Genomic DNA, 13,706 nt, shown 5'->3' with positions numbered 1-13,706 from the left:
CCTTTCCATCATAGATGCGGAATATTGCGGCCGTAATAGATTTCCTGCATCTCTTTCCATAACAGATCGGTGATCTGCTTGCGCTCGGCGGCGCTCAACGCCTCCGGCTCCGCGTTAAACAGGTAGTGCTTCAGATCGAAATCCTTCAGCAACATCTTGGTATGGAAGATATTTTCCTGGTAAACGTTCACGTCCATCATGTGGTAAAGCGCCTTGATGTCTTCCGACATAAAGTTCTGGATCGAATTGATCTCATGATCGATGTAATGTTTCACGCCGTTCACGTCGCGGGTAAAACCGCGCACGCGATAGTCCATGGTGACGATGTCGGATTCCAGCTGGTGAATTAAATAGTTCAGCGCCTTGAGGGGCGAAATGACGCCGCAGGTCGAGACCTCGATATCGGCGCGAAAGGTGCACAGCCCGCCTTCCGGATGGCTTTCCGGGTAGGTGTGTACGCAGATATGGCTTTTGTCCAGGTGCGCGACGACCGTATTCGGCAGCGGGCCTGGGTGTTCCGACGTATCGACGTCTTTCGGATCGATCGGCTCTTCGCTGACCAGGATGGTGACGCTGGCGCCCTGCGGCTCGTAGTCCTGACGCGCGATGTTCAGAATATTGGCGCCGATGATCGAGCAGGTTTCGCTCAGGATCTCGGTCAGCCGGTTGGCGTTATATTGTTCGTCTATGTAGGCGATATAGCCATCGCGATCGTCCGCGGTTTTGGCGTAACAAATATCGTAAATACAAAAACTCAGGCTCTTGGTCAGGTTGTTGAAGCCGTGCAGTTTTAGCTTATGCAATTTGGGCCACCTCCTTTATCTTCTCGCTTAACGTGTTACGTTCAGGGCATTGAGCAAATATTGCGGCAGGGCAAAGCTGCCGACGTGAATTGCCGGGTTGTAATAACGGCAGTGTAGGCCGCTTTGGTTAAAGCGCTGTTGCAGGGTAGGCAGATCGCGCTGGCGCAGCGCCGGGTTCTGGCTCGCCCAGGCAAAGGTCATGATGCCGCCGTAATAGGTCGGGATCGCCGCCTGATAGAAGCTGACGTCGCTAAAGTAGCGGCTCAGTTTGGCGTGGCTGTTGACCGCCTCGTCCTGTTGCAGGAAGCAGACGCCGTTCTGCGCAACGAAAATGCCGCCCTCATTCAGGCAGCGGGCGCAGCCTTCATAAAACGCCGAGGTGAACAGGCTTTCGCCGGGGCCGATCGGATCGGTGCAGTCGGAGATGATCACATCGAACGTTTCGTCGGTTTGATTCACGAAGTTGACGCCGTCGTCGATCACCAACTTGAAGCGCGGATCGTCATAGGCGCCGGCGCTGTGGTTGGGCAGGTATTGGCGGCAGAACTCGACGACGCCGGCGTCGATCTCGACCATGGTGATCTGCTCCACGCCAGGGTGCCGGCTGACTTCGCGCAGCATGCCGCCGTCGCCGCCGCCGATGATCAGCACTTTCTTCGCCTGGCCATGCGCCAGCAGCGGCACGTGGGTCAGCATTTCGTGATAGATGAACTCGTCACGCTCGGTGGTTTGCACCACGCCGTCGAGCGCCATCACGCGCCCCAGCACCGGGTTCTCGAAGATCACCAGATCCTGATGATCGGTCTTCTCGCGGTACAGCACCTTCTCTACCGAGAAGTACTGGCCGAAGCCCGTATGCAGCGTTTCGTACCAAATTTCTTTCTGGGTCATGTGCGGGAAACTCCGTAATAACAGCCATGAAAAATCGGCGCAACATCATAGCTAACTCTGTCTGGCGATGCACGGTTGAATTTCAGACAGAGAGAGCGAAAGGCGGGTGGGGGAGAGGGGCGGAATTAGTTGGCGTAGGCCAGCAGGCTCAACGAGTCGCGCGCCAGCGATTTGCACTTCTTAGGCGTTGGAATGGCGATGCCGCTGAGATCGCGATAGCTGTCTTCGCCCAGCGCCTTCATGTTAAAGCTGTTGTAGTTGCTCAAATCCCAGCGGTTTTGTTGTGCGAAATAGACGATAGCGCGTTTGATTTGCACATTTGGCAAATCGTTGTAGCCGCAATCATTTTTCAAATAAATAAATACCGCCGTCAGATCGGCCAGATCTTCCGCCTCGGATTCATTCAGCGCCAGACTGGCGTTGGAGAAGCCCAGCATCGCCAGCAACAGCATCGATAACGTTGTTTTTTTCATCATGAAATAGGCCTGTTTGTCGTCTGTTGACGTTACCACACTTGCCTGTAAAGGCACCAAATTTTATTGCTGCCGGGCCGGCGTCGCGTGTGTCAGTCACACTCTCTGATTGTGAGGCATAGCTTAAAATACCGCCAGGAAAGGCTTGACCTTCCGCCTGGGGGAAGGTTTAGGCTGGCGGCATTGAGTTATGTCACTGAGAAAAGGGAGTCAGCGATGTTACGCCGTGATTTTATTAAATTAACCGCTGCGCTGGGCGCGGCGAGCGCATTGCCGTTATGGAGCCGGGCGGCTTGGGCGGCCGATCGGCCGGCCCTGCCGGTACCGCCGCTGTTGACGCCGGGCGCGCAGGGAAAGATTGCGCTGGCGCTGCAGGCGGGGGAAACCCGCTGGTTGCCCGGTGCCGCCACCAAAACCTGGGGATTCAACGGCGCGCTGCTCGGGCCGGCGGTGAAGCTGCAGCGTGGCCAGCCGGTGACGGTCGATATCAAAAACAGCCTGGCGGAGGCCAGTACCGTCCACTGGCACGGGCTGGAAATTCCCGGCGACGTCGATGGCGGCCCGCAGGCGCTGATCCACCCCGGCGCGACGCGCACGGTGAATTTCACCGTCGATCAACCGGCGGCCACCTGCTGGTTCCACCCGCACACGCACGGTAAAACCGGCAGCCAGGTGATGATGGGGCTGGCGGGGTTGGTACTGCTGGAAGACGATGAAAGCGCCAAACTGCCGCTGCCGAAAACCTGGGGGCAGGATGATATTCCGGTGATCCTGCAGGATAAGCGGCTGGATAAAGACGCGCAGATCGAATACCGCCTGGACGTGATGAGCGCGGCGGTGGGCTGGTTTGGCGATCGCATGTTCACCAATGGCGCGCAGTATCCGCAACATCTGGCGCCGCGCGGCTGGTTGCGTCTGCGTTTTCTCAACGGCTGCAACGCCCGCTCGTTGAATCTGGCGGCCAGTGACAACCGTCCGCTGTATGTTATCGCCAGCGACGGCGGTTTCCTGGCGGAGCCGGTGAAGCTGACCGAGCTGCCGATGCTGATGGGCGAACGCTTTGAAGTGCTGGTCGATGCCTCCGACGGGAAAGCGTTTGATATCGTGACGCTGCCGGTGAAGCAGATGGGCATGACGTTGGCGCCGTTCGATCAACCGCTGCCGGTGCTGCGCATTCAGCCGTCGTTGGCGCAGGGTATCAAAACCATGCCGGACAGCCTGGTGAAGCTGCCGACATTGCCTGCCACCACCGGCATCCAGGAGCGTTGGCTGCAGCTGATGATGGATCCGCAGCTGGATAGGCTCGGCATGCAGGCGCTGATGGATCGCTATGGCCACCAGGCGATGGCCGGCATGAGCATGAATCATGGCGCGACGGGCGCTGGAGACATGAAAGGCATGGAGAAGGGCGGCATGCAGGGCATGGACCACGGCAACATGAAGGGCATGGATCATGGCAAGATGGCCGGGATGGATCACGGCGGCGCGCAGAGCAAAGCCAAACCGTTCGACTTCAGCCACGGCAACATGATCAACGGCAAGGCCTTCGATATGACCAAGCCGATGTTCGCCGCCAAACGAGGCCAGTATGAGAAATGGACCATTTCCGGTGAGGGCGACATGATGTTGCATCCGTTCCACATTCACGGCACCCAGTTCCGTATCTTGTCGGAAAACGGCAAACCGCCGGCGGCGCATCGCAGCGGCTGGAAGGACACGGTGCGCGTCGAAGGGTGGCGCAGCGAAGTGCTGGTGCGCTTCGATCATCCGGCAAGCAGCGAACATGCGTATATGGCCCACTGCCACCTGTTGGAACACGAAGATACCGGCATGATGATGGGCTTTACCGTCGACGACTGATTGCGGTTCATCGCTCAGGTGGCGGTGCGCTCGCGTCGCCACCGCTTGGTTCAATGAAAGGAAGCCGTTATACTGATTAAAATATCAGCTTTTGAGGAGTGCGTCATGCCGACAAAATTGGATCCCATCGTTTCTGAGTTTGAGACTCAAGAGCAGGCTGATAGCTACGATCGTTGGTTCAGAAGCACCGTGGAATCTTCCATCAATAGCGACTCCTCCCGTATCCCCCATGACGAAGTCATGGCAGGCGCTCGTCACATTATCGAGCAGGCGAAAGCCAAAAGAAAATCGGCCTGACCCTTATGTTAACCGTCAAATGGACTGACGAAGCAAAAACGGGTTTATATACGCTGCTGGCTTTTATCGCTGAGTGAAATCCACTTGCCGCTGAGGCTTTGTTACAACGCATTGAAGAGTCGGTTATCCCGTTAGCGGAACATCCTTATCTATTCCGGCCAGGCAGGGTGAACGGGACTCGTGAAATGGTTGTTCATCCTAATTACATTGTGGTTTACCGCGTGCTGGCTGCGCATATTGAAATAGTGAGTGTCCTGCACGCTCGTCAGGAATACCCTTAATAAAGAAAACTCCCCTGTCCGGGAGAGAGGCAAGTCGTAACGGCCTATGCTAAACTCTGCGCCTTTCTTCCGGCAACTGACCTGAATACTATGAAACACACTGTAGACGTAATGATTTCCGAGCAGGAAGTTAAGACCCGTATCGCCGAACTTGGCCGCCAGATCACCGAACATTACCGCGACAGCGGCAGCGACATGGTGCTGGTCGGGCTGCTGCGCGGCTCCTTCATGTTCATGGCCGATCTCTGCCGCGCGATCGAGGTGCCGCACGAAGTCGACTTTATGACCGCCTCCAGCTACGGCAGCGGCATGTCCACCACCCGCGACGTGAAGATCCTCAAGGATCTGGACGAAGACATTCGCGGCAAAGACGTGCTGATCGTGGAAGACATCATCGATTCCGGCAACACGCTGAACAAAGTGCGCGAGATTTTGGCGCTGCGCGGGCCGAAGTCGCTGGCGATTTGCACCTTGCTGGACAAACCTGAGCGCCGTGAAGTGCAGGTGCCGGTCGAATATGTCGGCTTCTCGATCCCGGATGAGTTCGTGGTGGGGTATGGCATCGACTACGCTCAGCGCTACCGTCACCTGCCGTACGTCGGCAAAGTGGTGCTGCTGGACGAGTAATTGGATGTGGGGCGCGGCAAGCCGCGCCCGCGGCGGGGTTATACGCCTTTATCCTGCTTCAGTTTGGCTATCGCTTTGCGGTAGCCCATCTCCAGGCTCTCGCGGCTGGTCGCCAGCACTTCCATATCGCGCAGACGGCCGTCCTGAATGCCGTACACCCAACCGTGGATCATCACCTTCTGGCCGCGCTTCCAGGCGGACTGCATGATGGTGGAGTGGCCCAGGTTGTACACCTGTTCAATGACGTTGATCTCGCACAGCATGTCGAAACGCTGTTCCGGCGGCAGCTCGCCCAGCAGCGAGCTGTGCTTGTACCACAGATCGCGAATGTGCAGCAGCCAGTTGTCGATCAATCCCAGCTCCGGGTTTTCCACCGCCGCCTGCACGCCGCCGCAGCCCAGGTGGCCGCAGATGATGATGTGTTCGACTTCCAGCACATCTACCGCATACTGCACCACCGACAGGCAGTTAAGATCGGTGTGGATCACGAGGTTCGCCACGTTGCGATGGACGAACAGTTCACCCGGCTCGAGGCCGGTCAGGCGTTCTGCGGGAACGCGGCTGTCAGAGCAACCAATCCATAAGAAGCGGGGCTTTTGCGCCTGGGCTAAACGTTCAAAAAATTCCGGGTCTTCCTGACTGATATTGGCCGACCAGGCCTGGTTGTTGGCGATAAGCTCTTCGATTTCTTTCATGAAGGTGATTGACCCGTAACGGACAGATTGCGTTGGGGTAATATAGGGTAAGCGTCACAATTTGGAAATCGGAACAGTGGTGCAGCCTCATTTACCGCACGGATTCGACGCAGTGAAAACGCCGTCGATGCTAGGATTATTGTTAGTGTTTCAAGCCTCGCAAACAGGGGCGCGGCGGCATACTCATCGTTATAAGGTACTATTTTACATATGAATTATGCACTGGAATTAGCGCAGCTGACCAAGACTTACGCCGGTGGCGTCAAGGCGCTGCGCGGCATCGACCTGAGCGTCGAAGCGGGGGACTTTTATGCCCTGCTGGGGCCAAACGGCGCCGGAAAGTCCACCACCATCGGCATCATCAGCTCGCTGGTGAACAAAACCGCCGGCAGCGTGCGGGTGTTCGGTTACGACATCGATAAAGACATCGTCAACGCCAAGCGCCAGCTCGGCCTGGTGCCGCAGGAGTTCAACTTCAACCCGTTCGAGACCGTGTTGCAGATCGTGGTGAACCAGGCGGGTTACTACGGCGTCACGCGGCGTGAAGCGATGGCGCGCGCCGAAAAATACCTCAATCAGCTGGATCTGTGGGGCAAGCGCAACGAGCGCGCCCGCATGCTGTCCGGCGGCATGAAGCGCCGCCTGATGATCGCCCGCGCGTTGATGCATCAGCCGAAGCTGCTGATTCTCGATGAGCCGACCGCCGGGGTGGATATTGAGCTGCGTCGCTCGATGTGGGGCTTCCTGAAAGAGCTGAACGCCCAGGGCACCACCATTATCCTCACTACCCACTATCTGGAAGAGGCGGAAATGCTGTGCCGCAACATCGGCATCATCCAGAATGGGGAACTGGTGGAAAACACCTCGATGAAGGGGCTGCTGGCCAAGCTGAAGTCGGAAACCTTCATCCTCGATCTGGCGGCGAAGAGCCCGCTGCCGAAGCTGGACGGTTACCACAGCCGCCTGACGGATACCTCGACGCTGGAAGTGGAGGTGATGCGCGAGCAAGGGCTGAACGGCCTGTTCGCCCAGCTGAGCGCGCAGGGCGTGCAGGTGCTGAGCATGCGCAATAAGGCGAACCGCCTGGAAGAGCTGTTTGTCACCCTGGTTAACGGCAATGGAGAGAAAGCATGACGCGTTTGTATTGGGTGGCCTTACAGAGCATCTGGGCCAAAGAGGTAAACCGGTTCGCGCGCATCTGGATCCAGACCCTGGTGCCGCCGGTGATCACCATGACGCTGTACTTCATCATCTTCGGTAACCTGATCGGCTCGCGCATTGGCGATATGCACGGCTTCAGCTATATGCAGTTCATCGTGCCCGGCCTTATCATGATGGCGGTCATCACCAACTCCTATGCCAACGTCGCCTCGTCATTCTTCAGCGCCAAGTTTCAGCGCAACATTGAGGAACTGCTGGTGGCGCCGGTGCCGACCCACGTGGTGATCGCCGGCTATGTCGGCGGCGGCGTGGCGCGCGGCATCTGCGTCGGCGTGCTGGTGACCATCATCTCACTGTTCTTCGTGCCGCTGCAGGTGCACGCCTGGTGGGTGATTGCGCTGACGCTGCTGCTGACGGCGATCCTGTTCTCGCTGGCGGGGCTGATCAATGCGGTGTTCGCCACCACTTTCGACGACATCAGCCTGATCCCGACCTTCGTGCTGACGCCGCTGACTTACCTGGGCGGGGTGTTCTACTCGCTGTCGCTGCTGCCGCCATTCTGGCAGGCGGTGTCCAAGCTGAACCCCATCGTTTATATGATCAGCGGCTTCCGCTACGGTTTTCTCGGCATCAACGACGTGCCGCTGGCGTTCACCATGGCGGTGTTGGTGGCGTTTATCGCGGTGTTTTACCTGCTGTCCTGGTACCTGATCGAGCGTGGCCGCGGCCTGCGCAGCTGATCGTATCGCGCCCTCGCTTTCCCGGCGGGGGCGTTTTTCTTGATTTGGCGCAGGCGGCGCGTAAATCAATAGAATTGCTCAAATAACCGCTAGTTCCCCGCTGTTCAAATCGTGCTATGCTGGCGCTCCACATTTCCTCCACTTTTGTCATTACGCACTCGTAAGCAGAACATCATCATGCGGTCTCAATACACGTTAACGGCTGGGTTGCTCGGCATTCTGATGTCGTTGGTTTCCCCTGTGAGCCTGGCTAGTCTGCTGTCGGAAGACAGCGCGGTTAAATCTGAATACATGGAAGCGCAGCGCGATAGCGAAGTCTATGCGTTGGTGGGCGAGCATGTGATCCCGGTAGGGGAAGTGAAGCGCGGGCAACTGCTCCAAGTCTTCCCGGCGGATGCGGAATACTACGAATTCAAATTCGGGCACGGTACCGGCTTTATCGATAAAGACGACGTGCGTGAATTGAAGAAGTCGCGCAAGGTGCAAGACGATCTGGGCGAGCTGAACAAACCGCTGACCAACCAGAATCTGATCACGCAAAAAACGATCGACGTATACACCGCAGCGGACAAGGACAGCGAGGTCTTGGGCACGCTGGAAGGCAACCTGCGCTATCCGATCATCGGCAAGCTGAAGGATCGCCTGAACAACACCTGGTACGAGGTCAACATCGGCGAGCGGCTGGGGTTCATTAATGAGTTGGACTGCGAGATCGATAACGGCATACCGGTGCTGACTTACCACCACCTGCTGAAAAACGAAGAGAACAAACGCTTCCGCCACACCTCGACCACCACTTCAGACGTGGCGTTCAGCAACCAGATGACCTACCTGAAGCAGGCGGGCTACGACACCATTTCGCTGTACCAGCTGGAAGCCTACCTGAAAAATCAGATCAACCTGCCGGGCAAGGCGATCGTGCTGACTTTTGACGACGGCCTGAAATCGGTGTATCGCTACGCTTATCCGGTGCTGAAGGATTACGGTTTCCGCGCCACGGCGTTCATCATTTCTTCGCGCATCAAACGCCACCCGCAGAAATGGAACCCGGACTCGCTGCAGTTTATGAGCGTCTCGGAGCTCAAGCAGATTCAGGACGTGTTCGACGTGCAGTCGCATACCCATTTCCTGCACCGCACCGACGGCAATCGCCAGCCGATTTTGCTGAGCCGTTCGCTGCACAATATCGAGTTCGATTTTGAGCGCTCGCGCCGCGCGCTGTCGCAGTTCAATCCGCACGTGCTGTATCTGTCCTACCCGTTCGGCGGCTATAACCAACGGGCGATTCAGGCGGCGCAGGACGCCGGTTTCCATCTGGCGGTGACCACGGTGCAGGGCAAGGTAAAGCCGGGGGATAACCCCTATACGCTGAAGCGGCTGTATATTCTGCGCACCGACTCGATCCAGACCATGGCGGATCGGATAGCCAACAAGCCGGGCACGGTGGTGGTGCAATAAGGAAGAACGGGCGCGCAAGGCGCCCGTTTTATTGTCAGGCGACCTGAACCGGCACGGCTTTCGCCTTGCGCTGCAGGTTGTTGTCACCTTCGAAATAGGCGACTTTCGGGTGGTGCTGGCGGGCGTCGGCGTCGGTCATTTGCACATAGGAGCAGATGATCAGTTTGTCGCCGACGCAGGCGCAGCGCGCGGCGGCGCCGTTGACCGATATGATGCGCGAACCGCGCTCGGCGGCGATGGCGTAGGTGGAGAAGCGCTGGCCGTTATCCACGTTGTAAATATCGATCGCTTCATATTCCAGAATGCCGGCGGCCTCCAGGAAATCCTGGTCGATGGCGCAGGATCCTTCATAGTGCAAGTCAGCCTGAGTGACTTTGACGCGATGCAGCTTGCCTTGCAGCATAGTACGTATCATAGCTTTACCTAACTGAATATCGGCCTTCACAGGCGCTGGGGTTGAACATCTCTCCTGCATCCCTGCAATCTCTATCGTCACCGATTGCTTCGCCATTGTCTATCAATGGCCAGGGCTTCAGGGTGACGACAGTATAAAAAACGGCTTACAGCGTCAGGTCGACCTGCTGGTTGTCGATAAGACGCGCCTTGCCCAGCCAGGCGGCCATCAGCACCACCGCCCGCTGGCTGTCCACCGTCAGCGGCTGCAGGCTGTCGGCGTCGCGAATAAACAACTCATCCGGCGTAAAGCCGGCGGCGCGCAGCTGCTCGGCGGTCTGCTCCAGCAGCGCTTCGACCTGGCGCTCGCCATTGGCCAACTGTTGCGCCAGCGCGTTCATGATTTTGCTCAGCTGCGGCGCAACCTTGCGCTCTTCGGCGGTCAGGTAACCGTTGCGCGAGCTGAGGGCCAGGCCGTCTTTGGCGCGCACGGTCGGCACGCCGACGATATCGATGTCGTAACCCATGTCCGCCACCATTTTGCGGATCAGCGCCAGCTGTTGGTAATCCTTCTCGCCGAAACAGGCCAAATCAGGCTGCACCAGGTTGAACAGCTTGCTGACGATGGTGGAAACGCCGCGGAAGTGGCCCGGCCGGCTTGCGCCTTCCAGGATGGTGGAGATGCCCGGCACATCGACGTAGGTCTGCTGCTCCAGGCCCTGCGGATAAACCGCGGCCGGGGCCGGCGCAAACACCAGATCGACGCCGCGGCGAGTCAGCTTCTCGCTGTCTTCCTGCAGCGTGCGCGGGTAGCGCGCCAGATCGTCCGGCCGATCGAACTGCATCGGGTTAACGAAGATGCTCACCACCACCACGTCGGCGCGGGCGCGCGCTTCATCGACCAGCGTCATGTGGCCGTCGTGCAGGTTGCCCATGGTCGGCACCAGCGCGATGCGTTTGCCTTCCTGGCGCCAGCGGCGGATCTGCTGACGCAGCATCGGCAGGGTTTCGATAATAATCATTGGGGGACTCCTGGAACCATCGCTTAGTTAAAAGAGTGTTCAGCCGCCGGGTAGAGGCCTTGCTCCACTTCCTGAATGTAATGCTGCACCGCCGTGCGGATATCGCCGCTCTGCGCCAGGAAGTTCTTGGCGAACTTCGGCGTGTGGCCGCCGGTGATGCCGAAGGCGTCATGCATCACCAGGATCTGGCCGTCGGTGCCGTTGCCGGCGCCGATGCCGATGACCGGAATGGACAGCGCTTCGGTGATCTGGCGCGCCAGCTCGGTCGGCACGCATTCCAGCACCAGCAGCTGAATGCCGGCCAGTTCCAGATTCTGCGCGTCCTGCAACAGCTGTTTGGCGGCCAGTTCGTCGCGTCCTTGCACCTTATAGCCGCCGAACACGTTGACCGACTGCGGCGTCAGGCCCAGGTGTCCGCACACCGGTACCGCGCGTTCAGCGAGCATTTTCACCGTGTCGCACAGCCAGCTGCCGCCTTCAAGTTTCACCATGTTGGCGCCGGCGCGCATCAGCTCGGCGGCGTTGGCGAAGGTCTGTTCCGGGGTGGCGTAACTCATGAACGGCAGATCGGCCAGCAGCAGGCAGGCCGGCGCGCCGCGGCGCACGGCGCGCGTGTGGTAGGCCACGTCGGCGACGGTGACCGGCAGCGTGGAGTCGTGGCCCTGCAGCGTCATGCCCAGCGAATCGCCCACCAACAGGACTTTGATGCCTTGCTCTTCAAACAGTTTGGCAAAGCTGGCATCGTAGGCGGTAAGGGTAGCAAACTTGCGCTGCTCTTGTTTCCACTGGCGCAAATGGGTCACGGTGGTGGGTTTCATCACAACGTCTCCTGAAACGGGCCGTGCGGCTTACGCAGGCCCAGGCTGCAAAAAAGTGCAGCCATTCTACTGTAACCCGATCGGGGTGGGTAGCGCGGATCGCCATGCTTAAGCGGTTCTTAAGAACCTTGTGGTGCAATGGCGCCAAGACTCAAAAGGGATACTCATGCGAATTCTGTTGATCGAAGATGACAAATTGATCGGGGACGGCATCAAGGTCGGGCTGACCAAACTCGGCTTTAACCTGGACTGGTTCACCGACGGCGCCGTCGGCAAAAATGCGCTGGACAGCGCACCGTATGACGCGGTGATCCTCGATCTCAGCCTGCCGGGCCTCGACGGCCTGGATCTGCTGCGCCAGTGGCGCCAGGCGGGGCAGGACGTGCCGGTGCTGATCCTCACCGCCCGCGACGCGCTGGAGCAGCGGGTCAGCGGGCTGCAAAGCGGCGCCGACGATTATCTGTGCAAGCCGTTCGCGCTGGCCGAAGTGGCGGCGCGCCTGCAGGCGCTGATCCGGCGTCGTCACGGCCAACTGATGCCGCAGCTGACGCACGGCAACGTAGTGTTCGACAGCGCCACCCGCAGCGTGAGCTGCAACGGCGAACCGGTGACGCTGACGCCGCGCGAATTGGCGGTGCTGGAGCTGTTTTTGCACAACAAGGGGCGGGTGCTGGCGCGGCCGTTGATTCAGGAGAAACTGTACAACTGGGACGACGAGGTGAGCAGCAACGCGGTGGAGGTGCATATTCACCACCTGCGGCGCAAGCTGGGCAACGGCTTCATCCGCACCATCCACGGCGTGGGTTACACGCTGGGGGATGCGCCGTGAAGCGTCTCAGCCTGCGGCTGCGCCTGATCCTGATCTTCAGCCTGTTGGCGCTGCTGACCTGGAGCACCGCCAGCGTGGTGGCCTGGGTGATGTCGCGCAACACCATCAACGAAGTGTTCGACACCCAACAAATGCTGTTCGCCAAACGGCTGGCGACCGCCAACCTCGGCGATCTGTTGGCCGATGAAAGCGCGCGCAGCCTGCCGAAAACCAAGAAGCTGGTGCATCACGGCAAGCGCGGCGAGCAGGACGACGACGCGCTGGCGTTCGCCATCTTCGATCGCCAAGGCAAGATGCTGCTCAACGACGGCGAGAACGGTGCTGATTTCCTGTTTGACGGGGAGCGTGAAGGTTTTACCGACGGTGAGCGCAAAGGCGATGACGACAGCTGGCGCCTGGTATGGTTGACCAGCCCCGACGGGCGCTATCGCATTGTCGTGGGGCAGGAGTGGGATTACCGGCGCGATATGGCGCTGGGCATGGTGACCGGCCAACTGGTGCCCTGGCTGGCGACGCTGCCGGTGCTGATGTTGCTGATCGCGCTGATGGTCGGGCGCGAGCTGCGGCCGCTGCGCGCGGTGGCGGCCGGTTTGCGCCGGCGCGCGCCCGATGACGCCACGCCGCTGGATGCGCGCCAGGTGCCGACCGAGGTGCGCCCGCTGGTGGATGCGCTCAATGCGCTGTTCGCCCGCATCAACGCTTTGCTGGTGCGGGAGCGGCGCTTCACCTCCGATGCTGCGCACGAGTTGCGCAGCCCGCTGGCGGCGCTGCGGGTGCAGACTGAAGTGGTGCAGCTGGCGGGGGACGATGCGCCGATGCGTGAGCACGCGCTGGACAATCTGACGCTCGGCATCGACCGCGCCACCCGGCTGGTGGATCAACTGCTGACGCTGTCGCGGCTGGATTCGCTGTCGGATCTGGCCGAACTTACGCCGGTCGACTGGAACGATCTGGTGACGATGACCCTGGCGGAGCAGGATCGGCAGGCCCATGCGGCGGGCGTGACGCTACGCTATGAACATCAGGGAACGCCACCGCCGAGTCAGGGAGAAACCTTGCTGCTGTCGTTGCTGTTGCGCAATCTGCTGGACAACGCGGTGCGCTATACCCCGCAGGGCGGCGTCGTCACCGTGACGTTGAGCGAACGTTCGCTGATGGTGGAGGACGACGGTCCGGGTGTCACCACGGAGCATCTGGCGCGGCTCGGAGAACGTTTCTACCGCCCGCCGGGACAGGAACAAACCGGCAGCGGTCTGGGGTTATCTATCGTGCAGCGTATCGCCGGCTTGCATGGTTTGCAGGTCAGTTTCGCCAATCGCCCGGCGGGGGGATTTGTAGCGCGGTTGGCGCTGTAGGTG

The 13,706-nt window shown here is 59.4% G+C and carries 15 protein-coding genes and 1 pseudogene; 9 read left to right on the top strand and 7 right to left on the bottom strand.

From position 1 onward, the window contains the following. Positions 1-8: 8 nt before the first annotated feature. The 3 genes from speD to ACJ8PL_RS18115 form a co-directional block, all read right to left on the bottom strand. Positions 9-803: an adenosylmethionine decarboxylase gene (gene speD / locus ACJ8PL_RS18125; protein WP_004937510.1), complete on the bottom strand. Its 795-nt coding sequence runs from the start codon at positions 801-803 to the stop codon at positions 9-11. 27 nt (positions 804-830) lie between these two features. Further along, positions 831-1,694 (bottom strand): polyamine aminopropyltransferase, encoded by an 864-nt coding sequence (gene speE, locus ACJ8PL_RS18120; protein WP_016930071.1) that lies wholly within the window; start codon positions 1,692-1,694, stop codon positions 831-833. Between the two features lie 125 nt (positions 1,695-1,819). Further along, positions 1,820-2,167 carry a YacC family pilotin-like protein gene (locus ACJ8PL_RS18115; RefSeq protein ID WP_033634347.1) on the bottom strand — a complete coding sequence of 116 codons (348 nt, stop codon included), beginning with the start codon at positions 2,165-2,167 and terminating at the stop codon, positions 1,820-1,822. A 216-nt stretch (positions 2,168-2,383) separates the two neighbouring features. On the opposite strand from ACJ8PL_RS18115, the gene cueO reads away from it, so the two are divergent. The 4 genes and pseudogenes from cueO to hpt all read left to right on the top strand — a co-directional run bounded on the left by cueO (position 2,384) and on the right by hpt (position 5,232). Further along, entirely contained in the window at positions 2,384-4,027 is a 1,644-nt protein-coding gene (gene cueO / locus ACJ8PL_RS18110; RefSeq protein WP_016930069.1) for a multicopper oxidase CueO, read from the top strand. Positions 4,028-4,132: 105 nt separating this feature from the next. Further along, a complete protein-coding gene (gene relB / locus ACJ8PL_RS18105; RefSeq protein ID WP_016930068.1) occupies positions 4,133-4,324 on the top strand; it encodes a type II toxin-antitoxin system RelB family antitoxin in 192 nt (63 codons plus the stop codon). A gap of 89 nt (positions 4,325-4,413) precedes the next feature. Next, a pseudogene (locus tag ACJ8PL_RS18100) lies at positions 4,414-4,605 on the top strand (type II toxin-antitoxin system RelE/ParE family toxin); the annotation flags it as partial. A 90-nt stretch (positions 4,606-4,695) separates the two neighbouring features. Then, positions 4,696-5,232, top strand: coding sequence for a hypoxanthine phosphoribosyltransferase (gene hpt / locus ACJ8PL_RS18095; RefSeq protein WP_004937527.1), 537 nt, complete (start codon positions 4,696-4,698; stop codon positions 5,230-5,232). Between the two features lie 38 nt (positions 5,233-5,270). On the opposite strand, the gene can is transcribed toward hpt, so the two are convergent. Beyond that, complete coding sequence (can, locus tag ACJ8PL_RS18090) at positions 5,271-5,927, bottom strand: carbonate dehydratase (protein ID WP_016930066.1); 657 nt, start codon at positions 5,925-5,927, stop codon at positions 5,271-5,273. A 210-nt stretch (positions 5,928-6,137) separates the two neighbouring features. Between can and ACJ8PL_RS18085 the strand changes: the two genes are divergently transcribed. The 3 genes from ACJ8PL_RS18085 (at position 6,138) to ACJ8PL_RS18075 (ending at position 9,286) form a co-directional block, all read left to right on the top strand. Next, positions 6,138-7,061 (top strand): ABC transporter ATP-binding protein, encoded by a 924-nt coding sequence (locus tag ACJ8PL_RS18085; protein ID WP_015379030.1) that lies wholly within the window; start codon positions 6,138-6,140, stop codon positions 7,059-7,061. Continuing rightward, positions 7,058-7,828 (top strand): ABC transporter permease, encoded by a 771-nt coding sequence (locus ACJ8PL_RS18080; protein WP_004937535.1) that lies wholly within the window; start codon positions 7,058-7,060, stop codon positions 7,826-7,828. The genes ACJ8PL_RS18085 and ACJ8PL_RS18080 overlap by 4 nt, the downstream gene beginning before the upstream one ends. Positions 7,829-8,005: 177 nt before the next feature. Further along, on the top strand, positions 8,006-9,286 hold the full coding sequence (locus ACJ8PL_RS18075; RefSeq protein WP_123867893.1) for a polysaccharide deacetylase family protein: 1,281 nt from the start codon (positions 8,006-8,008) through the stop codon (positions 9,284-9,286). A gap of 34 nt (positions 9,287-9,320) precedes the next feature. Here the strand turns inward: ACJ8PL_RS18075 and panD are convergent, their stop codons facing one another. The 3 genes from panD to panB all read right to left on the bottom strand — a co-directional run bounded on the left by panD (position 9,321) and on the right by panB (position 11,519). Then, positions 9,321-9,701, bottom strand: a complete 381-nt coding sequence (gene panD / locus ACJ8PL_RS18070; RefSeq protein WP_004937544.1) for an aspartate 1-decarboxylase — start codon at positions 9,699-9,701, stop codon at positions 9,321-9,323. A gap of 145 nt (positions 9,702-9,846) precedes the next feature. Further along, a complete protein-coding gene (gene panC, locus ACJ8PL_RS18065; protein ID WP_016930063.1) occupies positions 9,847-10,701 on the bottom strand; it encodes a pantoate--beta-alanine ligase in 855 nt (284 codons plus the stop codon). A gap of 23 nt (positions 10,702-10,724) precedes the next feature. Continuing rightward, positions 10,725-11,519, bottom strand: coding sequence for a 3-methyl-2-oxobutanoate hydroxymethyltransferase (panB, locus tag ACJ8PL_RS18060; RefSeq protein WP_004937548.1), 795 nt, complete (start codon positions 11,517-11,519; stop codon positions 10,725-10,727). A gap of 166 nt (positions 11,520-11,685) precedes the next feature. On the opposite strand from panB, the gene qseB reads away from it, so the two are divergent. Then, on the top strand, positions 11,686-12,348 hold the full coding sequence (gene qseB / locus ACJ8PL_RS18055) for a quorum sensing response regulator transcription factor QseB (RefSeq protein WP_097101394.1): 663 nt from the start codon (positions 11,686-11,688) through the stop codon (positions 12,346-12,348). Beyond that, positions 12,345-13,703: a quorum sensing histidine kinase QseC gene (gene qseC / locus ACJ8PL_RS18050; RefSeq protein ID WP_306376948.1), complete on the top strand. Its 1,359-nt coding sequence runs from the start codon at positions 12,345-12,347 to the stop codon at positions 13,701-13,703. The genes qseB and qseC overlap by 4 nt, the downstream gene beginning before the upstream one ends. Positions 13,704-13,706: the final 3 nt, after the last annotated feature.

Source organism: Serratia sp. CY83965 (assembly GCF_052166375.1).
In the GTDB taxonomy this organism is placed as follows: Bacteria; Pseudomonadota; Gammaproteobacteria; order Enterobacterales; family Enterobacteriaceae; genus Serratia; species Serratia marcescens.
Note: the sequence above shows the minus strand (reverse complement) of the source record. Positions and strands in the feature narration are given on the sequence as shown.